Genomic DNA, 21,619 nt, shown 5'->3' on the forward strand with positions numbered 1-21,619 from the left:
CTGTGCCACGGGGCGCGAAACCCCAGGAAGGCTTCACCCGTGATTCTTCTGCTCTCCACGTCCGACACCGATCTGCTGAGCGCCCGCGCCAGCCAGGAAGCCGGCGACGGAGTTTCCTACCGCTGGGCCAACCCCTCACGCTTGCTGGTCTCGGAGGACTTGCCGCCCTTGCTCGACGGCGTCGACCTCGTGATCGTTCGTATCCTCGGCAGCCGTCGCAGCTGGGAAGACGGCTTGGACATGGTCCTCGCCTCCGGACTTCCCGTAGTCGTTCTCGGCGGCGAGCACGCGCCGGACGCCGACCTCATGGAGTGCTCGACGGTTTCCGCCGGTGTTGCTGCCGAGGCGCACAACTACCTGGCCGAGGGTGGCGCACAGAATCTGGCACAGCTGCACCACTTCCTGTCCGACACCGTCCTGCTCACCGGCCACGGGTTCGAACCGCCGGCCCACCTGCCTTCCTGGGGCATCGCTGATTTCGCGCCCGATCTCGACTCGGCGAGCGGTCCGGTCATCGCAGTTCTGTACTACCGCGCCCAGCATTTGGCCGGAAACACCCGGTACATCCAGGCGTTGTGCGACGCGGTCGCCGAGGCCGGTGGCACCGCGCTGCCGATCTACTGCGCATCTCTGCGAACCGCAGAAGCCGAACTTCTGAGCACGCTCCGCCGCGCCGACGCCATGGTCGTGACAGTTCTTGCTGCCGGTGGCACGAAGCCCGCGACCGCGTCCGCCGGTGGCGACGACGAAGCCTGGGATGTCGCCGCACTCGCTGCGCTCGACGTCCCCATCCTGCAGGGCCTGTGCCTGACCAGTAGCCGCGCCACCTGGGACGAGAACGACGACGGACTGTCGCCTCTCGACGTCGCGACCCAGGTCGCGGTGCCGGAATTCGACGGCCGCATCATTACCGTCCCGTTCTCCTTCAAGGAAATCGACTCCGACGGACTGTCCACGTACGTCCCCGACGTCGAGCGCGCTGCCCGTGTCGCCGGGATCGCGGTCCGTCACGGCAAGCTGCGCCACATTCCCACCACCGAGCGTCGCGTTGCTCTGATGCTCTCGGCGTACCCGACCAAGCACGCCCGCATCGGCAACGCCGTCGGTCTCGATACTCCGGCGAGCGCAATCGACCTGCTCACCGAAATGCGTTCTGCCGGTTACGATCTCGGTCCGGTCGACGGTCCGGACGCAGTTCCCGGCCTGGCGGCGAAGGACGGCGACGCGCTGATCCATGCCCTGATCGCGGCCGGCGGACAGGATCCCGACTGGCTCACTGCCGAGCAGCTCGAGGGCAATCCGATCCGCATCTCGGCAGCGAAGTACCGCGAATGGTTCGCCACCCTGCCCGAGGAACTGCGCAGCGGTGTCGAAGAGCACTGGGGCGCAGCGCCCGGAGAGCTGTACGTCGACCGCTCGCAGGATCCCGACGGCGAAATTGTCATCGCGGCACTGCGATTCAACAACATCGTCCTCATGGTCCAGCCGCCGCGGGGATTCGGTGAAAAGCCCGTCGCGATCTACCACGACCCGGATCTGCCGCCGAGCCACCACTACCTCGCGGCCTACCGCTGGATCGCTGCAACACCGGACAACGGCGGATTCGGCGCCGACGCCGTTGTGCACCTCGGCAAGCACGGAAACCTCGAATGGTTGCCCGGCAAGACACTCGGCATGTCCAGCAACTGCGGTACCGACGCAGCCCTGGGCGACCTGCCGCTGATCTACCCGTTCCTCGTCAACGACCCGGGTGAAGGAACACAGGCAAAGCGTCGCGCCCACGCGACTCTCGTCGATCACCTGATCCCGCCGATGGCCCGCGCCGAAAGCTACGGCGACATCTCCCGCCTCGAGCAACTGCTCGACGAGCACTCCAATATCTCCGCACTCGACCCGTCCAAGCTCCCTGCCATTCGCCAGCAGATCTGGACGCTGATGCGGGCGGCCAAGATGGACCACGACCTCGGCCTCGCGGAGCGTCCCGAAGAAGACGTGTTCGACGACATGCTCCTGCACGTCGACGGGTGGCTGTGTGAGATCAAGGACGTCCAGATCCGCGACGGTCTGCACATTCTCGGCCGCGCACCCGAGGGCGACGCCGAAATCGAACTGGTCCTGGCCATGCTCCGTGCCCGTCAGATGTGGGGCGGCGAACAGAGTGTCCCTGGTCTGCGCGAAGCTCTCGGGCTCAGCGAAGACGGCGACGAGTCCCGCAACCGTGTCGACGACGTCGAGGAAAAGGCGCACGCTCTGGTTCGCGGCATGTACGACGCCGATTGGAACCCCGCTGCGGCAGAACAACTCAGCGACGACGAGACCGTCGTGAAGATCCTTCAGTTCGCCGCCACCGAAGTGGTTCCACGCCTCCGACAGACGAACAACGAGATCAAGCAGGTCCTGCACGCGCTCGACGGCGGCTTCATCGCCGCCGGCCCGAGTGGGTCACCGCTGCGCGGCCTGATCAACGTGCTTCCCACCGGTCGTAACTTCTACTCCGTCGATCCCAAGGCAGTTCCCTCACGACTTGCGTGGGAGACCGGTCAGGCGATGGCCGAGTCGCTCGCCGCTCGATATCTCGCCGATCACGGCGAGTACCCGCGCTCGGTGGGTCTGTCCGTGTGGGGTACCGCCGCCATGCGTACCTCCGGCGACGACATCGCCGAAGTGTTCGCGCTCCTCGGTGTTCGCCCTGTCTGGGACGAAGCAAGCCGACGTGTGGTCAACCTCGAAGTCATCGATCTCGAAGAGCTCGGCCGCCCGCGCATCGACGTCACCGTCCGCATCTCCGGATTCTTCCGTGATGCGTTCCCGCACGTGCTCGCACTGCTCGACGACGCTGTTCAGTTGGTCGCCGCATTGGACGAGACGGACGAGCAGAACTACGTGCGCGCCCACGCGCAGGCCGACCTTGCCGAGCACGGCGATGCCAGGCGTGCGACCACCCGCATCTTCGGTTCGAAGCCCGGAACTTACGGCGCCGGCCTGCTGCAACTCATCGACTCCAAGACCTGGCGCGGTGACGACGACCTCGCCGAGGTGTACACCAACTGGGGCGGCTTCGCGTACGGCCGTGGGCTCGACGGAATCCCGGCAGCCGACGACATGCGCAGTGCTTACCGTCGAATCAACGTGGCGGCCAAGAACACCGACACGCGTGAGCACGACATCGCCGATTCGGACGACTACTTCCAGTACCACGGCGGCATGGTTGCGACCGTGCGCGCGCTGACCGGAAAGTCGCCCGAGGCGTACATCGGCGACAGCACTCGGCCGGAATCGGTTCGCACACGCACACTTTCGGAAGAGACCGCACGTGTCTTCCGGGCGCGCGTGGTCAATCCCCGCTGGCTCGACGCGATGCGCCGTCACGGGTACAAGGGTGCGTTCGAGATGGCGGCCACGGTCGACTACCTCTTCGGGTACGACGCCACCACCAACGTGGTCGCGGACTGGATGTACGAAAAGCTCGCCGAGACCTACGTTCTGGACGAGCAGAACCAGAAGTTCATGACGCAGTCCAACCCGTGGGCCTTGCACGGAATCGCCGAGCGGCTCCTCGAAGCCGCCGAACGCAACATGTGGGAGCACCCCGAGCAGAAGACACTCGACGGCTTGCGTCAGGTGTACCTCGAAACCGAAGGCGAGCTCGAGGGGGAGTAAACCTCGATCACCGTCAGGTCCGGGCGCTGAAGTGAGTCAGCGTCCGGACTTGATGATCTGAGCGATGTTCCGCTCCGCCAGAGCAGTGATGGTCAGTGACGGGTTGACGGTGCCGGTGCTGCCCGGAATGGCAGCGCCGTCCATCACGTACAGGCCGTCGTAGCCCTTGACTCGCCCGTAGCCGTCGGTGGCCTTGCCCAGAACCGCACCGCCTAGGGGATGCGCGGTGAACGAGGAATTGACGTCTTTCGCGAACGGCAGGGCGGACGGCAGCGTGGTGCCGGCGAAGGCCATCTTGTTCTGGACGGCGCGTAGTGCCTCGACGGTGGCGTCGTTGCCGTTCTTCGGCCAGTTCAGCACCACCCGATCGGAGCCGCCGTCGTAGGCGAAGTCGGCGCGCTGCGAGTCGAGGGTCATCCCCAATGTTCCGAGCATGCCGATGTTGACGGGCAAGCCGGGGACATACCAATTCTCGAGGGAGAGTGGCATTCCCGACTCGTCGACGATGCGTGATGCCGACGGTGAGGCTTGCGCAGTGCCGTCACTGAAGCCGAACGAGCGCACCATCCCGGCGTCGCCGTTCGTTCCCCAGCCCTTACCGACGTGTTCGTTGAGGTTGGGCAGCGCGCCCGTCGCCTGGGCGCGTACCAGCAGTTCGGAGGTGCCGATCGAGCCGGCGCCGAGGAACAGACGGTCACAGGTAAGAGTCTTCCGGGCCAGAACGCCACCCGTCGGATCCGTCGATTCGACGTCGACGACGTAGCGTCCATCACGTTCGCGACTGATCGCGAGCACCTGATGTCCGTAACAGACGGTGGCTCGTCCGGTGGCTTCGGCGGCGGGAATGTAGTTCTGTGTGAGGTCGAACTTCGCGCCGTTGGAGTTACCCATGTTGCTGTCACCGACAGTGGCCGAGGCTCGGGTTCGGCCGTCGAGTTCTGAGCGCACCACGTCCCAGTTCCAGATCCCGTCGATCCGCTGCGGATCGAATCCGGCACGACGAGCGTCCTGATCCCAACGACGCGAGTGACCGAAGTTCGGGGTTTGGTAAATGTCTTCGGGCAACGGGCTCAGACGCAGCATCTGGCGCACTTTGGGGTACCAGGTGGACGCCATCTCGTCGTAGTCGAGGGAGTTGCCGAAGACTGCGTCGAAGAATCGGCGCTCGGGCGCGATCATCACGCCGGTGAAGATGATGGAACCACCGCCGACTGCAGCGCCGCGCCAGACCGAGATGTGTTGGTAGTCGGTGGCATCGAGGACGCCGCTGAAGTAGTCGCACGCCACGGGGAGTCCGGTGAGGTTGGTGAACGATGTTCGCCGGAAGACTCCGCGGCCGTCGGCCAGCATGTCGGAGGTGTGAATCTCCCGTTGCGGATCATGCGGCCACCGAAGTCCGCGTTCGAGGATGGTGATCTGGGTGCCGCTCTGCGCCAACCGGAGGGCGGTGGCGCTTGCGCCGAATCCGGACCCGATGACGATGGCTTCGGAATGCTCCGGGGGAGTAGGAGATGGTGCGAACAACTCGGGGACGAGCGCGCGGTAGTGATCAGCACCCATCGGGAGCGCCCGCAGTGGTGCGGGGGTGGCGTGGCTGGTCGACGTCGACATGAGCGGCGCCGCGGCTGCAACTGCCGCCCCCGCCCCGGCGGCTTTGAAAAAGTCACGACGCTGCATGTCACGGCGCTGCATGTGTAAATTCGACTCCCCAGTTCGACGGTTTGCCCCAGAATAACTCGAGATGGAGTTCGGGGACGAAACGGCGTGTCTGACGTCATGAAGAACCGGATAAAACGTGCATAAGTGGCACTTCCTGGGTGGTACTGATCGGTCACCAGATAGTCGCGGAATCTTGTCGGTGTTCAGCGAGAGGCGCTCGCACCTATCCTCGAGGAGTGAACCCCGACTTCAAGCGCGTCTCCGAGGCCAAGTACGTCCTACTCACGACCTTCCGCAAGGATGGAACTCCGGTGGCGACTCCACTCTGGGCCGCGCCGGACGGCGACAAGCTCCTCATGTGGACCGTCACCGATTCCTACAAGGTCAAGCGCATCAGGCGAAACCCGTCGGTCACCGTCGCTGCGTGTGACGCTCGGGGAAATCCCAAGGGTGAACCGGTGGCCGCCGTCGCCGAGATCCTCGACGGACCGGGCACCGATCATGCTCGCGACGCGATAGCACGTCGGTACGGAATCCTCGGCTGGATCACCATGAAAGGCAGTCTCCTGCGCCGCGGCAAGACCGGAACGATCGGACTTGCCATCACTGCAGCCTGACCGCGCGTCAGTTGCCGAGCAGATCGTCCAACGCTGAATCGAACCGCGGATACGTGAAGGGGAAGCCTTTGTCCGCCAACACTTTCGATACGGCATGACGACCCGTCAGGCCCAGGGCAGCGTCGCTGCGAAGAAGGAACGCGCCGAATCTGACCATGAAAGCGGGCGTCGGCGGCGCAGGTGGCCGGTGAAGGTGCTTGCGCAGCCCGGCCATCAGCTCTGAGTTTCGGACGGGATCCGGAGCCGTCGCGATGACCACCCCCGAGGCAGCCGAAACGGGTTCGAGTGCCCAACGAACGATCGACAGCCAGTCCTCGATGTGAATCCAACTGGTCCACTGCCTACCCGAGGCGACGCGTCCGCCCAGTCCGAGACGCACGAGCAACAGCAATCGCTCGAGCGCCGGTGTGCCCTTCTCCAACACGACACTGGTTCGCAGGATCACCACTCGTGACGCGTTTGCACCCTCGACCGCTGCCTCCCAGTCCTTTGCGACGTCGGTCATCTGAGGTGGCCCGTCAGCGAGGGGAGAATCCTCGTCCAATCGTGCCTCACCCGCATCGCCGTAGATCGCGAGCGTGCTCGCCTGGATCCACACCGGAACAGGGTTCGCCAGTAGTTTCGACGCTTCGACCAGCGCGCGGGTCGGATCGACTCGGGAGTTGGTGAGTAGTGCGATGTTTGCCGGGGTGGGTCGGCGATCGACCAACTCGCCGGCCAGATTGATCACCGCGGCGCCGCCGAGTTCTCCCGCCCAGTCGCCCACCGTGACACCGTCCCACTGAACCTGCCTGTGCCTGCCAGGTTTCGGTGAGCGAGTCAGGACCACGACGTCATACCCACGGTCCGCGAGATCGTCGCTGATCCGGCGGCCGAGAGCGCCGGTGCCGCCGGCGATCACGACCTTCGTCATCACTGCGCCTGGCTGACCGAGGACATGTGGAAGTCGGGAATCCGCATGGGCGGCATGGCCGTGCGGGTGAACCAATCTTTCCACTCCCGGGGAAGCGTGATCTCGGTACGTCCAGCCTCGGTGACCCGCCGCAGGAGATCGAGAGGGCTCTCGTTGAAACGGAAGTTGTTGACGGCGCCGACGATCTTGCCGTCCTCGATCAAATACACCCCGTCACGGGTGAGTCCGGTCAACAGCAGCGTCGTCGGATCCACCTCACGGATGTACCAGAGGGTTGTGAGCAGTAGACCCTTCTCGGTACCTGCGATCATGTCCTCGATCGAGGTGTCGTCACCACCGGTCAGGATGAGATTGTCGCCGGGAACTGCGACAGGTCGACCGAATTCTCGTGCAGCGTGGCGCGGGTACGCCAGCGCATTGACGACGCCGTCTCGGACCCAGTCGACGGGTTCGATCTCCATACCGTTGTCGAACAGTGAGACGGATTCACTCGACGACGTCGTGATCACGAACGGCGCGGATTGCAAGCCCTCGGCGCCGGGGTCGGAGGTGAGTGTCAGTGGCAATCCGAGCTTCTCGCCGATCCGGGTACCACCGGTGGTGGACAGTGCGGTGTGGCCCTCTTCGGCGCCGCGACCCTCCATGGTCCACATCAGATAGATCATCAGGTCCGCCACAGCCGACGGCGGAAGAATTGTCTCGTAGCGGCCGGCAGGCAGACTGACGGAGTTACCCGCCCAGTCGAGTCGAGTGGTCAACTGCGACAAGAGCTTCGGTATCGAGATATCGCTGAAATCGACAGTTCCGGATCCGACCCAGGCGCTGGCGTCGCCGCGCTTGCCGTTGATTTCCACGGAGCCGGTGGCCTGAGCCGTTCTACGTCGCACGCCCGTCGAAGTGCCGAGCCAGGTGGTGTGCAACTGGTGGTGAGCGAAGCCGAACAACTGGTCGCCGCCGTCGAAGGCCGTGGACAGGTCGGCAGCCAACGGCGCAAAGACACCGATGTCGGTCAGGGCGGCCGGCAGGTCCCAGTCGGTCTCCGCCGCCGACTGCGTGATCAGGTCGGACGCGTCGTCAGCCGGAGTGGCTGTGCGCGCAGCTTCTTCGCTTGCCTGTACGAGTGCGGAAATCTGCTCCGGATCGACACTGCTGGAACTGACAGTGCCCACCTTCGCGATGTCACCCTCGCGCACGATCGAGATCACCGTCCACGTCCGGGACAGCGAAACTCCGTTGGTGGTCATCGAATTGTTGGCCCACCGCAGCGACGCCTCACTCGCATCGGTCACGATCACCAACGATTCGTCTACCGTCCTCGCGGCCAGTGCACGCTCGACGACCTGCTGCGGATCGATCACTGCTGAGCCTCCGAACGAGTGTTGAGGATGTTGACTCCGCGGAAGAGTGCGGACGGGCAGCCGTGGCTGACCGCCGCAACCTGACCGGGTTGCGCCTTGCCGCAGTTGAATGCGCCTTGCAGACGCCAGGTCGACTCACCGCCAACGGCTTCCATCGAGCCCCAGAAATCCGTCGTCGTCGCCTGATACGCCACGTCGCGCACCTGACCGTCGAGCTTTCCGTCACGGATCTTGAAGAACCGCTGACCGGTGAACTGGAAGTTGTAGCGCTGCATGTCGATCGACCAGGACTTGTCTCCGACGACGTAGATGCCGTTCTCGACTCGCGAGATCAGGTCTGCGGTCGACGTGTCCGTGTGAGGGTCGGGGGAGAGCGAGACGTTGGCCATACGCTGGATGGGAACGTGATGTGCGGAGTCGGCGTACGAGCAACCGTTGGAACGCGTCAGCCCCAGCCTCGGCGCGAACACGCGGTCTAGTTGATACCCGACCAGTGTTCCCTCTGCCACCAGATCCCACCGTTGAGAGGCGACGCCGTCGTCGTCGAATCCGACGCTGGCCAGGCCGTGCTCTTCGTTTCGGTCGGCGGTCACGTGCATGAGTGGCGTTCCGTATTTCAGCGTTCCCAGCTTGTCCGGCGTCGCGAACGACGTACCGGCGTAGGCCGCTTCGTAGCCGATCGCGCGGTCGTATTCGGTGGCGTGTCCGATGGATTCGTGGATCGTGAGCCACAGATTGGTCGGATCGATCACGAGGTCGGTCGGACCTGCTTCGACGGTCGGTGCCTTGGTCTTCTCGGCCAGCCACTCCGGGATCTGCGCGAGCTCATCGCCCCAGTTCCATGTGCTCTCCGCCCCGAGGTACTCCCATCCGCGGCCTACCGGCGGCGCCAAGGTGCGCATCGATTCGAAGCTGCCGGCCGACTTGTCGACGGCGGTCGCCTCGAACTCGGGGTGCAGACGCACCCGTTGCTGGGTGATCGACGAACCGGCCAGATCCGCGTAGAAGGTCTGCTCCTTGACCTGGAGGACACTCGCCGTTACGTGATCCACGCCGTCGGCGGCTTGAAGCCGTCCGGAGTAGTCGACCAGCAGGCCTACCTTCTCGGCCGTCGGTGTCGCGAAGGGATCTTCGAGGTACGGCGACACCCACGTCGCGTCGGCGTAGACGGGCTCGTCGGCGAGGGTGACCGGATCCCGATTGAGCGAGCGCAATGCCTTCGCGACCTCGACCGCTTGGCGTGCCAGCGCAGCAGCGACATCGGGGGACACCTCGGCGTGCGAGGCGAATCCCCACGTGCCGTCGACGATCACACGGACGGCGACCCCGATCTCGTCTCCGTCGGACACCGCCTGAACTACGCCGTCGCGCAAGCGGATCGACTGTGTGAGCACGCGGTGGACACGAACATCGGCGTGCTGGGCGCCGGCCGTTCTCGCTGCCGACAGCGCCGCATCAGCGACAGCTCGCAGCGGGAGGGCGAGGAAATCTGCATCGACATCTCGGGTGACGGTCACGCACACGACGCTAGCCGACGACCGCCGATCTCAGCCGAACTGCTGCCATCCGAGGCGAATCACCATGGCGATCACGACCACCAACAGCGTGATCCGCACGAATCCGGATCCCTTGCTCAGCGCCATCCGCGAACCGATGACCGCGCCGAGAACGTTGCACACCGCCATCGCCAAACCCAAACTCCACCAGACATGCCCGGTGACGGCGAAGTAGGCGAGCGCGCCGAAATTGGAACCGAGATTGATCACCTTCGCCATCGCTGCGCTCCGAACGAATTCGGTTCCGAGGAAGGTCGCGAAGCTGATGATGAGGAAGGTGCCGGTGCCGGGTCCGAGCAGACCGTCGTAGAGGCCGACGAGTCCGGCGGAGAGCAGCAGGACGAGGACGGTCTTGCGCTGCGTCGGACGATGAGTGGCGATCGTCGTGCCCAGCGTCGGACGCATGGTCACGAAGACGGCGACGGCGACGAGGACGACCATCACGATCGGAATGAAGTACTTCTTGTCGATCAGCGAAACGGCCGCCGCCCCGCACGCGGCCGTCACCGCAGCCAACGCGGCTGCCGGCGCCATCTGCCGCCATTCCATCGGGATTCGGCGGGAGAACGTGTACACCGCAGCACTCGTCCCGGTGAAGGCCGTCAATTTATTGGTGGCCAGGGCCGCTTGCGGGGTCAATTGGGGTGCGACCAGAAAGAGCGCCGGCAACAGAATCAATCCACCGCCGCCGACCACGGCGTCGACCCAACCCGCCGCCGTCGCTGCCGTCATCAGCAGTCCCCAATCAGCAATATCCACGGCGGTGACTCTTTCACAGCTGTGACACTCTTGAGCACATGCGGAGGTTCAGCCTGTGGCTGCGAGGAAAGCCGATGATCGCGGACAGCGCGCTGGCGCTCGTGTTCTTCGCGCTCGAGGTAGTTACGTTCGTCAGTTCGCCGCGTGAGGAGCGGTGGCCTCAGCTCGTCGTCGGATTTCTGATCTGCCTTCCCGTCGTGTGGCGTCGCAAATATCCGCGTGTGTCCGCTGCGTCCATTTTGTCGATGTCGTACTTCGCAACCTTGATGATGTGGGCGACCGGGGATCCGGCTGCGGAACATCCAGGCCTGCTGGCGCTCGGGGTCTCGCTCTACACACTCGTTGCGTATGTCGATCGACGCACCGGGGCGATTTTCGCGTGCTTCCTTGCCCTGGACATGACACTCTCGTTGCTCGTCATCCGCGAAGACGTGATCCTCACGATCATCATTGCGACCCTGCTCTATGCACTGGCCTGGATCACCGCCGAGTTCTTGAGCGCCCGCCGCGCCTACGACGAGGAAGTGGCCGCCAGACTCGAAGTGGCCGAATACGAACGGGATCGGCGTGCCGAGGATGCGGTGGCCACGGAAAGAACCCGAATCGCCCGCGAACTCCACGATGTCGTCGCCCACGCGGTCAGCGTGATGATCGTCCAGGCGGACGGCGCGTCGTATGCGGTCGATTCCAATCCCGCGTTGGCCAAGAAGGCGCTCGGCAACATCTCCAGCACCGGACGCGACGCCCTTGCCGAGCTTCGCCGGACCGTCTCGCTTCTGCGCACCGAGGTCAGTAGCGATTTGATGCCGCAACACGGAACGGCCGGCATCGCCAAGGTCGTCGAGATGATGCGTGCCGCTGGTCTCGGCGTGCGCCTCGAGCTGACCGGCGAGCTCGACGACGTCAGTCCATCGGTCAGCCTGGGCATTCATCGCCTCGTTCAGGAATCACTGACCAATGTCCTCCGCCACGCCGGCGCAAACCCGAAGGCCCGAGTCACCGTGCGCCGCACCGAGACCGCGGTACTACTCGAGGTCGTCGACAACGGAACGTCGAGCTCGACCTTCGCTCACGGTTCGGGCAACGGACTGGTCGGCATGCGTGAGCGGGTGGCCGTACTGCACGGGACACTCGAGACCGGACGACGCCCCGACGGCAGTTGGCGTGTGTACGCAGAGCTGCCGCTCGAGATCCACGATTGATACCGGCTCGCCGCAATCGCATTGGCACCGACGTCTCAGGCCCGATAGGTTTACGCCGTGCCCATCACCGTGCTGCTAGTCGACGACCAGGAACTCATGCGGATGGGCCTGAACATGGTGCTCGAAGCACATGAAGACATCTCGGTTATCGGTGAGGCCGGTGACGGAGCCGCGGCGGTCGCAGCGGCGGTGGCGCTGAAGCCTGACGTCGTGTTGATGGATGTGCGGATGCCGATTGTCGACGGGGTGAAAGCGACGGAGCAGATTCTTGCGTCCGGGATCGAATCCAGGGTCCTGGTGATGACGACGTTCGACCTGGACGAACACGCTCTCGGTGCCTTGCGCGCCGGAGCCAGCGGCTTCCTTCTCAAGGACACCCCGCCCGAGGACCTCGTGTCGGCTATCCGCAGCGTGGCAGCCGGTGACGCGGTTGTTTCCCCGAAGGTGACACGTCGTCTGCTGTCGAGGTTCATCGTGGACGGTCCGGCGCCCCGGCGCGATCCGGTGGTTCTCGACGTCCTGACCGAACGCGAACGCGAAGTACTCGGGCACGTGGCCACGGGATTGTCGAACATCGAGATCGCACAGCAGCTGTACCTGTCCGAATCGACGATCAAGTCGCACGTCGGACGCATTCTCACCAAACTCGATCTGCGTGATCGTGTGCAGGCTGTGGTGCTGGCCTACGAGACCGGACTGGTGACTCCGGGCGCGTAGGCCAGCCGCCTGTCAGGCAGCGAGCGTTTCGCTCTGCTCAAGCATCAAAAGAGCCCACTGTTGGCAGCACGATGCAGGTCTTCCCGTCTGCGTAATCGACATTGCCGAACAGAGCGGCAAACACCTTGCCGTCACCGGTGTCGACGACCTTCGAGAGCAACGGCGTATCGAGTACGGGCAACTTCTCGTCCAACGGGACGATGCCGCCCTTGAACGTGCCGACGTTGATCCAGGCAACACTCAACCCTGAGGTCTTGGGTATGCCGACGTAACCCGGGATTGCCTGGAACCGGAGATGGTCGGCCTCGACCCACGGCGGCAACGGGAAGTTCGGACCGGCCTGTGCGGAGCTGAGGGTGACGGTGACGGGTTCACCGGCCACGCCACACCCGACCGTCGGTGCGGGGTACATGAACGACTGCGGCTTGGTGACGCCGATGCCCGGGAGATCGAGAGCGGTCGTGATCTGATCAGCGCCTGCCGTGCCGATCAACTGCTGAACAGCAGCAGAGGCTTCGGGGGAGATGGCTGCGGCCTGCGCGATCAGTGCGGCAATTCCTTCGGGTACCACCGGTTCTGCGGCCGCGGTTCCCGCGCTGATCATCGCGCTGCCGGCGGTGAGTGCCACGACGGCGGCAGTGCCGGCGATGGCAGCGGGAATGCGTCGGGCGAGTGTCTTGCCGGGGAGTCGGCTCATGTCGGGCTCCTTCATTTCATGAGGCCGGGAAATACGGCCCGAAGTGACTTGACCATGCGCAGAGTCTCAACGTCAACTTGAGGTTTAGAATCGTTAGCGGAGCGTTAGTTAACGCCAGGCAAGTCGCACGTGCGTGAGAGAAGGCCCGTGTGACTCACGGCACCCACCTGTTTTGCACCTCTGCGTCGTTGTCGGGAGAAAAACCGGCCTCTCGAGCGTTGAACGAATAGACCGTCTGAAAGGGGACGTCATGATCGCCGCCGTATTTCTCCTCTACGTGATCGTCGAGATCGCAGCCTTGGTCATCGTGGGCAACGCCATCGGTGTCGCCTGGACAGTGCTGCTGTTTCTCGCCGGATCGCTTGTCGGATTGATCCTCATGCGCTCGCAGTGGCGACGGGTCATGGACGGGTTCCGTAAGGCCACGCGGGGTGAGGGATCGCCGTCACTGGCGGTCGCCGACGGCGCCTTGGTCGCGGCGGGCTCCGCGTTGATGTTCGTACCCGGACTCGTGACTTCGGTTCTGGGCCTGCTGCTTCTGATTCCGCCGACCCGCTGGGCGCTGCGCCCGCTTGCAGTGCTCCTGGCAGGTAAGCGCGCAGCAGCATTTGCCGCCGGTGGTGACGCCTTCGCCGGAACCGTCGGCTACGCGGCGCGGATGCGCGGAAACGGCGAGGTGATCGACGGCGAGATCATCGTCGAGACACCCGAAACCACCGAGTACGTCGCCAGCAACGGCAAGGAACTGGTGCTCGAGGGTGAGATTCTGGACACGGATACACCCACCCGTTCGCGGGGGCCGCAGTACTAACAGGCAGACTGGGTGCTCGTGACTACTCGTCTGCTGGTCAACGGCCGGATCTACAGTTCATTTGCACCTGACGCGACCTCGATCGCCATCACCGACGGCACCGTCGTGTGGGTCGGCGACGAGCGCGCCGGACGGGCGTTGCACCCCGCCGCGGAGATCGAAGACCTGGGTGGTGCGTTTGTCACTCCCGGGTTCGTCGACACCCACGTCCACATCACCGCACTGGGACTCAATCTCGTCGGCCTCGATCTCGTGGGCGCGAACTCTCTGGACGAATGTCTCTCGCGAGTACGAACATTCGCAGCCGCGAACCCCGAAACTGCCCATCCCGACGCAGTCATCTGGGGACACGGTTGGGACGACGCCGAGTGGGCCGAGCAGACCCCGCCGTCGACCGCAGATCTCGACGCGGCCGCCCCTGGCCGCAAGGTGTATCTCTCGCGGATCGACGTTCACTCGGCCGCGTGCTCGAGCGCATTGCGCGACGGGATCTCCGGCCTCGCCGACACCGCTGGATACTCAGCCGAAGGCCCGTTGACGTTCGACGCACACCACCTGGCGCGCAATGCCGCTCGGAATCTGCTGACGGAAACTCAGCGCGCTTCTGCTCGTACCGCTGCGCTCGATCTCTGCGCCTCACGCGGAATCGTGGCCGTTCACGAGTGCGGGGGACCGGACATCTCGGGATTGACCGATTTTCAGGAACTGTTGGCCCACGATCACGGCGTGGAGGTTCGGGGCTACTGGGGTGAGCGTGTCGACAGCGAAGAGGATGCTCGCGCGCTCCTCGACAAAACCGGAGCAGACGGACTCGGTGGGGATCTCTTCATCGACGGCTCGCTCGGTTCGCATACCGCGTGGCTGCTCGAACCCTATGCAGACCAACCTGATTCGACGGGCAACGCCTATCTCGACGTCGACGCGATCGCCGCACACATCCGGGCCTGCACCCTCGCGGGTGTCCAGGCCGGCTTCCATGCCATCGGTGACGGTGCCGTCTCGTCGGCAGCGGCCGCGTTCCGCAAGGTCGCCGACGAACTGGGTGGCCCCAAGGTCGCCGCGTTGGGTCACCGCCTCGAGCACGCGGAAATGATGTCTATGGCCGACGCGGAAACCTTTGCCGCCTTGGGTGTCATCGCTAGCGTCCAACCGGTGTTCGACGCACTGTGGGGTGGCACCGACGGTCTTTACGCCACGCGCCTGGGAGTAGAGCGCGCAGCAGCGTTGAATCCGTTTGCACCTGCTGCCGGTAAGGGTGTCTCGCTCGCATTCAGCTCCGACGCCCCGGTCACCCCCATCGAGCCGTGGGCGATGCTGCGCGCCGCTGTCCAGCACCGCACCGACGGAAGTGGAATCTCGCCGCGTGCGGCCTTCTCCGCGGCCACTCGCGGCGCCTGGCGCGCGGGCGGAGTGCGGGACGGCGCCGCGGGAACCCTCAATCCGGGCGCACCGGCCTCCTACGTGTTGTGGGAGGCAGGCGAACTCGAAGTGAGCGCACCCGCCGACTCGGTTCAGCGATGGTCTACCGATCCGCGCTCGCGCGTACCCGCTCTGCCGAGGCTGGCGGAAGATGCGCCGATCCCGGTCTGCATCAAGTCGGTGCATCGCGGACGCGTCGTCTATCAGCGCGGCTCGTCGAGTGAGTGAGGCCGGCGCAGAGGCGTCTGTCGGTGATCGCTCCCGTGTGAGCGCTGTGCTCACCGGTTCCGCATGGCTACGTTCGCTCTACGCGACCGCTGGTGGATTCCTGATCTTCGCAGGGTTCCCACCCCGCCCGCTGTGGTTCTTGGCGCCCGTCGGGATCGCTCTTCTGACGTGTGTGTTGACGAACTTCGGGCGCGGCGGACTGCGCCTTCGTGCCGGCTTCGGTTACGGATACTTGGCCGGTCTCGGATTTCTGGTGCCGTTGCTTCCGTGGATCGGTGTGTTCGTAGGTGCGGTCCCGTGGATCGCGTTGGCCGCGGTGGAGTCGTTGTTCATCGGACTGTTCGGGCTGCTTGCGGTTCTGGTGGCGAGGTTGCCATGGGCACCCTTGTGGATTGCTGCGACCTGGACGCTCACCGAGTGGCTTCGTTCCAGCGTTCCTTTCGGCGGATTTCCTTGGGGCAGGCTCGCATTCGGTCAATCCGAAGGGTGGCTCCTCCCTCTTGCGAGTGTCGGCGGTGCGCCGCTGCTCAGCTTCGCGGTGGCCCTGACCGGTACCGGCTTGGCAGCAGTTGCAGTCGCTGTCGCGGCCAAACGATGGGACCGAGGATTCTTCGGAGCTGTTGCCGCTGCCCTCGTGCCCGTGATCATTGCTCTCGTGGTGTCGCCGTTCTTGTCCACCATGGATTCCGGTGATCGAACGATCACCGTCGCCGCCATTCAGGGAAGCGTTCCGAGGTTGGGCTTGGACTTCAACTCGCAACGCAAGCAGGTCCTCGACAACCATGTCGCCGAAACCGTGAAACTTGCTGCCGAGGTGGACGCGGGCCGCGTCGATCAGCCTGACGTCGTGATCTGGCCGGAGAACGCCTCGGACATCGACCCCCTGCGAAACGCCGATGCCGCTGCCGACATCACCCGGGCCTCCGAAGCGATCGGAGCGCCGATTCTTGTCGGCACCGTACTCGTGAATGCCGATCGTACGACCACCAATTCGGTGATCGTGTGGGACGGCGCCAACGGTCCTCAGGAACAGCACGACAAGAAGATCATTCAGCCGTTCGGCGAATACCTGCCCTACCGAAGCTTCTTCCGGAACTTCTCCTCGTACGCCGATCGCGCGGGCAATTTCGTTCCCGGCGAGGGCAACGGCGTTGTCCATGCAGCGGGGGTACCCATCGGTGTCGCGACTTGTTACGAGGTGGCGTTCGACCGGGCGTTCCAGGAATCGGTGCGCAACGGTGCACAGTTGCTGGCGGTACCGACCAACAACGCTACTTTCGGGGACACCGAGATGACCTATCAGCAGCTGGCAATGTCGCGTGTGCGGGCAGTCGAGCACGGCCGCGCCGTCGTTGTCGGCGCAACCAGTGGTGTCAGCGCCATTATCGCTCCCGACGGTGCGGTGACTTCGCAAACCGACCTGTTCGTGCCGGCGGCCCTGGTGGCGAAGGTGCCGCTCTCGACCAGCTCCACCCTTGCCAGCCGAGTAGGTCCGGTGCCGGAGATCGTGCTCAGCATCATCGCGGTCGGCGCGATTGCCATGGCAGTGCTGGCCCGGCGCCGAGATCAGGCTGAGCACTCACCCGAGGAGACTGCGGCAATCTGAGCCGAGCATCGGATATTAGGGCTGCCGATGTTCCGAGGAGCGCCTACGCGGGTACTCGCTGTGCCACCCGTTCCTGCGTAAGGCGGCTTCTTGTGACCGAGCCTGAGAAAACCGAGCCAGACAAGTCCGAGCCCCGGGATGCAGTTCACAAAACCAGTGTCGTCGACGCGGTTCTGCAGTCACCGCTCGCCGGCCTGTCGCCGTGGATCTTGCTGTCCTTGCTCTCCGGGCCGGGAAGGTTCGAGGAATCCGCGGCCGCAGCCCTCGGGTTGTCGCTGCTGATCTTGGCGGCCAGTCACCGGCGCGGCGGCACCGTGAAGCTGTTGGAGGTCTTCGACGTCGTGTTCTTCGGCGTTCTGGCGGCCATCGGCCTCCTCGCGTCGGCGAACACGATTCGGTGGTTCGAACTCTGGGGAGGCGAACTGACCAACATCGCGCTGGTGGTCTTTGCCTTCGGATCGATCCTGCTCCGCAATCCTTTTACTTTGCAGTACGCGAAAGAGTCGACGCCTGAAGAGTATTGGACGACGCCACTGTTTCTGCGCATCAACTACGTCATTACGGCGGTGTGGGCTCTCGCCTTCACCTGGTCGGCCGTAGTGGGCCTGTTCGGAGACGCACTGCTGCACGACGGTGACAACTTCTGGACCGGATGGATTCTGCAGTTGCTCGGAACCTTCTTCGCGATCTCCTTCACCGAGTGGTACCCCGAGTATGCGCCGAACAAGGCCGCTCAGGCTCAGGGCCTCGAAACCGAACCACCGCAGTCGATTTTCAGGCTGTTCGACTTTTTGCCGGTGTTCGTAGCCGTGACCGGCATCGCGGGGTTGGTGACCGACTCCGTTTCCGTGGCCGCAGGCGTCACGTTGATTCTGGTCGGCGTGTTCGGACATCTGGCGATGCGACGGTTCACCGTCGACTAGGAGCTCTCGGTGATCTCGCGCCTACGGGAACTTGGTGCACGATCGTCTCGATGACCGGCAGGTGCCGGCTGATGCACGGAATTTGTCCGTTTCTGCGATAGTCAGTGCACCTGCCGTGCAATGGAAACGAGGGAAATTGAGCGTTATTTCGAGTACTGCACACAAGCACGAGCCCCTACACGGAAGACGTCCACCAGCGGATCACCGCTTCCTCGGATTCGACACACGAGTCTTCCCACACGCCCTCGCGATCTTGGCGGTGTGGATGCTCTGGACCGTGATCGTGCCCGCCATCGATTCCGCTGTCTCCTCCGAAGATCCAACCGGCGCCGGAGACCGGATGGCCGTGACCGAAACGGTCTCCTTCGCCGCACCTGCGGGCTGGAATGTCGACAGTGGTTTCCGAACCGACCAACATGGCGCGTCCGATTCGCTCCCACGTGTGACGTTGACCGATGGCACCGTCACCGTGAGCGTCGACGCCGACACATTCAGTGGAACTGCCGACGAACTCCTCTCCCAAACAGATGCCGTGAGTCTTGCGACGAACGGCAGTTCCGTGCTTGCGGTCTCCGGTGCGCGCCAGCCGATCAGCACCGCCGGGGGTCTGAGCGGCGTCCAGGTCAGCTTTGACACTCCGCGGTCCGCCGGATCGGTGACCACATTCGTCGTCGACGGCAAGGGAATTCGGGTACAGGTAGTCGGCCCACCCGATCAGATCGCCGCCCGCAGTCGAGAAATCACCGACATGATCGCCTCTATCGGCACACACGAGGGAGACACCAAGTGAGCACCGATCTCCTCGAAACCCGCTCCCGCGCATTCGATACGACGGCCTGGGGCGAGAAATTTCACTTCTTCCAGCAACGCAACGTCGTGTTCTGGATATACCTGTGGATGTGCGGATTCGGCCTCGTCAAAGGCTGGCAGATGTTTGCTCCCTTCGCCGGATACTTCGGGCGCGCACTCCTCGTTGCCGGCATCGTCGGCGTCATCAGCGCCGCGGTCTGGACATGGTGGTTCCGGCACATCGACCGCTACGAACGCCAACCCGTAGGACTAGTGGTCACCGGCTTCATCTGGGGCGCCACCGCAGCAACGTTCACTATCGCAGTACCCGCGAACGGAGCAGTCGGTTCGCTCTACTCGAAGATTTTCGGGCAGGTATGGGCTCAGGACTGGCATGCGGGCCTCTCTGCACCCTTCGTGGAGGAAACCGCCAAAGGCATCGGCATCGTAGTCCTCCTCGCGCTTGCACCACGCCTGGTGCGCACCGCAACCGACGGCCTGCTCCTCGGTGCTTTCATCGGCTTGGGATTTCAGACCAGCGAAGACTTTCTGTACTCGATTGCCGGCGCAACACAGGGCTTCGGCGCCCACCAAACCGACGGCCTGCTCGGTTCCATCGCCACCCGCACCTACTCCGACATCGTCTCTCATCCCCTGTTCACCGCCCTTTTCTGCGCCGGCGTGATCTATCTGATCGGCACCCCGGCCCAGCCCCGGCGGATCGGACGCGGATTGGCGTTGATCGTGGCACCCATCTTGATCCACGGCGTGTGGGATTCCATGCTCGCGATCGCCGGCGGCAGCAGTTCGCTCGTGTTCGTCATCATGATCGGCGACATCGTCTTCGCGTTCACTGCCTTGTGGATCGCGTTCGTCTGGGCGCACCCACGTGAATCCCACTTCGTCCGTGACATTCTCGCCCCGGAAATCGAGTCCGGCGTCCTGACCGACGCCGAGGTGACAGCCGCCGGCGGATGGCGACAACAACGTACTTACGCGAAAGCCGCACCCACTCGCACCGAACGTCGCCAACGACGACATATCGTTCGTGCCGCGCTGGATCTGTGCAGCGACCTTGCTGTCAGCAAGGGCGACGACAGCCCCCAGGTCGTCGAATCACGCAACGAAATCACCCGCCTCCGCCAAGGAACCGCGGCACAGAGCATCACTCGGTGACCGGGAAGTAGCGGAAGAACCGTTCAGCACCGCAAAACATTCACCCACACCCCAGTCGGCCGGGTTGCTTGCCATCGTCACTTGGCAAGCAACCCGGCCGAGTGACTGGGCTACCAGTTCACTCCGTATCGAAGTTTGGTGTACCGAAGTTTGGTGTACCGAAGTTTGGTGTGTCGCGGGGTGGGGGATACAGCTCACACTGGTGCATGAAGCAGTGCCGATGGTTCTTCAGCGCAAGTCCAGGATTTGCGCACTGTCGGCCCGCAAGTGCGCCTGGATGCTGAATGACGTTGCCCTGAAGTGTCTTTGAGGACCGCGAAGCATCCTGAAGTTGCCACGTCGAAGAAGGGCCGAAGTATGACGTCGACTTGTGAACGATCACTCCCCGAAGAACGAGAAAGACCGCCCGGTGTAGAACCGGACGGTCTTGATCGAAGTGCTAGTTCATGCGCCGCGACGCTTGGCCTTCAGCAAATCGAGACGCTCTTTGAGGAGCTCTTCGAGTTCCTCGACCGAGCGACGCTCGAGCAGCATGTCCCAGTGGGTGCGGGGAGGCTTGACCTTCTTGGCTTCGGGAGCAGTCCCCTCCATGAGGGTGCCTTCGAGGCCGTTTCGGCACAACCAGGTGCCGGGGATCTCGGCTTCGTCCGCGAACGGGATGTCGAAGATCTCGCCGTTCTCGCACTTGTACTTGGCCATACGACGGGGCGCGAGGTCATGGTCACGGTCGGTCTCGTAGCTCACAGCTCCGAGTCGGCTACCTCGAAGTACGCGATCTGCCATGGTGGTGTCCTCTCTTCGTTCGTCACCGCTGGTGGGCGCCCTGACTTGGGGAGTAGACGCTCACACTCATCTACAACGCCACGAGCACCCGATTGGTTCCCGTGTGGCGAGAAGACGCAACCTCTCCATCTTACCGGGTACCGTGCGCGTTCATCGAAGGCGTCCGAATCTCGAGTACAGTGTCGATTCATGGCTGAGAGCACACGCGTCGGATCACCGCAGTCTGCGCGTTCGGGAAACCCGTGTGTGTGGTGTGGTCGAGAGGTCGCGGTGACCGGTGTCGGTCGTCGACGCCGGTACTGCAGCCAGTCTTGTCGACAGCGTGCGTACGAGCAGCGCAATGCCGTCAAGGGCACGTCGATCCCGGCTGACGCCGTCATCTTGACCGCAGTCGAAGCGGTCGAACTCGTGGATCGGATGTTCGAGGTCCGATGCGCTGCCGAAGATGTGGCGACAGCAGTTGCCGAGGGCGCAGAGAGTTCAGAGCTCACACAGTTGTGTGAACGGTTGACCGAGCTTGCCCGCGAAGCCGAACGTTTCCGGTAGAGCAGGTGTGGGCAACCGGTTTCTAGCCTTGCGTCGAGCACTGCAACACTGCGGTGCTCCTGACGCCTGACGACGACAAATTTTGATCCTGAGTTCGGACCTTCGGGGAGGTTCGGACTTCGAAGCGACCCTTCGTCGAGGTCGATGACCTTCGGCTGCGCTCTCGCAGGATCGCCACATGGTTTCCACTCGATATCGAG

At 63.9% G+C, this 21,619-nt stretch carries 18 protein-coding genes; 11 read left to right on the forward strand and 7 right to left on the reverse strand.

All coding sequences use genetic code 11. From position 1 onward, the window contains the following. Positions 1-39: 39 nt before the first annotated feature. Positions 40-3,660, forward strand: coding sequence for a cobaltochelatase subunit CobN (locus tag AC1Q61_RS17330; RefSeq protein ID WP_042919753.1), 3,621 nt, complete (start codon positions 40-42; stop codon positions 3,658-3,660). A 36-nt stretch (positions 3,661-3,696) separates the two neighbouring features. Here the strand turns inward: AC1Q61_RS17330 and AC1Q61_RS17335 are convergent, their stop codons facing one another. After that, positions 3,697-5,337, reverse strand: coding sequence for a GMC oxidoreductase (locus AC1Q61_RS17335; RefSeq protein ID WP_042919971.1), 1,641 nt, complete (start codon positions 5,335-5,337; stop codon positions 3,697-3,699). 218 nt (positions 5,338-5,555) lie between these two features. On the opposite strand from AC1Q61_RS17335, the gene AC1Q61_RS17340 reads away from it, so the two are divergent. Then, the gene (locus AC1Q61_RS17340; protein ID WP_054188250.1) at positions 5,556-5,936 is read left to right on the forward strand and encodes a PPOX class F420-dependent oxidoreductase; all 381 of its coding nucleotides are present in this window, start codon (positions 5,556-5,558) and stop codon (positions 5,934-5,936) included. 7 nt (positions 5,937-5,943) lie between these two features. Here the strand turns inward: AC1Q61_RS17340 and AC1Q61_RS17345 are convergent, their stop codons facing one another. From AC1Q61_RS17345 to AC1Q61_RS17360, 4 genes are read right to left on the reverse strand one after another with little or no spacing between them, the layout of a single operon-like run. Continuing rightward, positions 5,944-6,849: a TIGR01777 family oxidoreductase gene (locus tag AC1Q61_RS17345; RefSeq protein ID WP_042919754.1), complete on the reverse strand. Its 906-nt coding sequence runs from the start codon at positions 6,847-6,849 to the stop codon at positions 5,944-5,946. Further along, positions 6,849-8,207, reverse strand: coding sequence for a metallopeptidase TldD-related protein (locus AC1Q61_RS17350; protein WP_007729834.1), 1,359 nt, complete (start codon positions 8,205-8,207; stop codon positions 6,849-6,851). Before AC1Q61_RS17350 ends, AC1Q61_RS17345 begins: the two co-directional genes overlap by 1 nt. Then, positions 8,204-9,724, reverse strand: a complete 1,521-nt coding sequence (locus AC1Q61_RS17355; protein WP_042919756.1) for a TldD/PmbA family protein — start codon at positions 9,722-9,724, stop codon at positions 8,204-8,206. The genes AC1Q61_RS17350 and AC1Q61_RS17355 overlap by 4 nt, the downstream gene beginning before the upstream one ends. A 30-nt stretch (positions 9,725-9,754) precedes the next feature. Next, positions 9,755-10,522 (reverse strand): TSUP family transporter, encoded by a 768-nt coding sequence (locus AC1Q61_RS17360; protein ID WP_042919758.1) that lies wholly within the window; start codon positions 10,520-10,522, stop codon positions 9,755-9,757. Positions 10,523-10,560: 38 nt separating this feature from the next. Between AC1Q61_RS17360 and AC1Q61_RS17365 the strand changes: the two genes are divergently transcribed. Both AC1Q61_RS17365 and AC1Q61_RS17370 read left to right on the forward strand, forming a co-directional pair. Continuing rightward, positions 10,561-11,724 (forward strand): sensor histidine kinase, encoded by a 1,164-nt coding sequence (locus AC1Q61_RS17365; RefSeq protein WP_039973119.1) that lies wholly within the window; start codon positions 10,561-10,563, stop codon positions 11,722-11,724. A gap of 57 nt (positions 11,725-11,781) precedes the next feature. Continuing rightward, the gene (locus AC1Q61_RS17370; RefSeq protein ID WP_003945024.1) at positions 11,782-12,441 is read left to right on the forward strand and encodes a response regulator; all 660 of its coding nucleotides are present in this window, start codon (positions 11,782-11,784) and stop codon (positions 12,439-12,441) included. Positions 12,442-12,478: 37 nt separating this feature from the next. On the opposite strand, the gene AC1Q61_RS17375 is transcribed toward AC1Q61_RS17370, so the two are convergent. After that, positions 12,479-13,138, reverse strand: coding sequence for a hypothetical protein (locus tag AC1Q61_RS17375; RefSeq protein WP_042919973.1), 660 nt, complete (start codon positions 13,136-13,138; stop codon positions 12,479-12,481). A 250-nt stretch (positions 13,139-13,388) separates the two neighbouring features. On the opposite strand from AC1Q61_RS17375, the gene AC1Q61_RS17380 reads away from it, so the two are divergent. The 6 genes from AC1Q61_RS17380 (at position 13,389) to AC1Q61_RS17405 (ending at position 20,090) form a co-directional block, all read left to right on the forward strand. Beyond that, complete coding sequence (locus AC1Q61_RS17380; RefSeq protein ID WP_003944915.1) at positions 13,389-13,949, forward strand: FxsA family protein; 561 nt, start codon at positions 13,389-13,391, stop codon at positions 13,947-13,949. Between the two features lie 12 nt (positions 13,950-13,961). Continuing rightward, the gene (locus AC1Q61_RS17385) at positions 13,962-15,596 is read left to right on the forward strand and encodes an amidohydrolase (protein ID WP_215515912.1); all 1,635 of its coding nucleotides are present in this window, start codon (positions 13,962-13,964) and stop codon (positions 15,594-15,596) included. Between the two features lie 37 nt (positions 15,597-15,633). Further along, entirely contained in the window at positions 15,634-17,202 is a 1,569-nt protein-coding gene (gene lnt / locus AC1Q61_RS17390) for an apolipoprotein N-acyltransferase (protein WP_492650821.1), read from the forward strand. Positions 17,203-17,294: 92 nt separating this feature from the next. Further along, complete coding sequence (locus AC1Q61_RS17395; protein WP_042919763.1) at positions 17,295-18,125, forward strand: hypothetical protein; 831 nt, start codon at positions 17,295-17,297, stop codon at positions 18,123-18,125. A 136-nt stretch (positions 18,126-18,261) separates the two neighbouring features. Continuing rightward, positions 18,262-18,915, forward strand: a complete 654-nt coding sequence (locus AC1Q61_RS17400; RefSeq protein WP_228400993.1) for a hypothetical protein — start codon at positions 18,262-18,264, stop codon at positions 18,913-18,915. After that, positions 18,912-20,090, forward strand: coding sequence for a PrsW family intramembrane metalloprotease (locus AC1Q61_RS17405; RefSeq protein ID WP_209908676.1), 1,179 nt, complete (start codon positions 18,912-18,914; stop codon positions 20,088-20,090). The genes AC1Q61_RS17400 and AC1Q61_RS17405 overlap by 4 nt, the downstream gene beginning before the upstream one ends. A gap of 444 nt (positions 20,091-20,534) precedes the next feature. Here AC1Q61_RS17405 and AC1Q61_RS17410 read toward each other — a convergent pair whose 3' ends face one another. After that, positions 20,535-20,873 carry an RNA polymerase-binding protein RbpA gene (locus AC1Q61_RS17410; protein WP_003944971.1) on the reverse strand — a complete coding sequence of 113 codons (339 nt, stop codon included), beginning with the start codon at positions 20,871-20,873 and terminating at the stop codon, positions 20,535-20,537. Between the two features lie 189 nt (positions 20,874-21,062). On the opposite strand from AC1Q61_RS17410, the gene AC1Q61_RS17415 reads away from it, so the two are divergent. Next, entirely contained in the window at positions 21,063-21,419 is a 357-nt protein-coding gene (locus tag AC1Q61_RS17415) for a hypothetical protein (protein WP_042450945.1), read from the forward strand. The last annotated feature ends 200 nt before the right edge of the window (positions 21,420-21,619 follow it).

The sequence above is a fragment of the Rhodococcus sp. MPR-R1B genome (assembly GCF_058793255.1).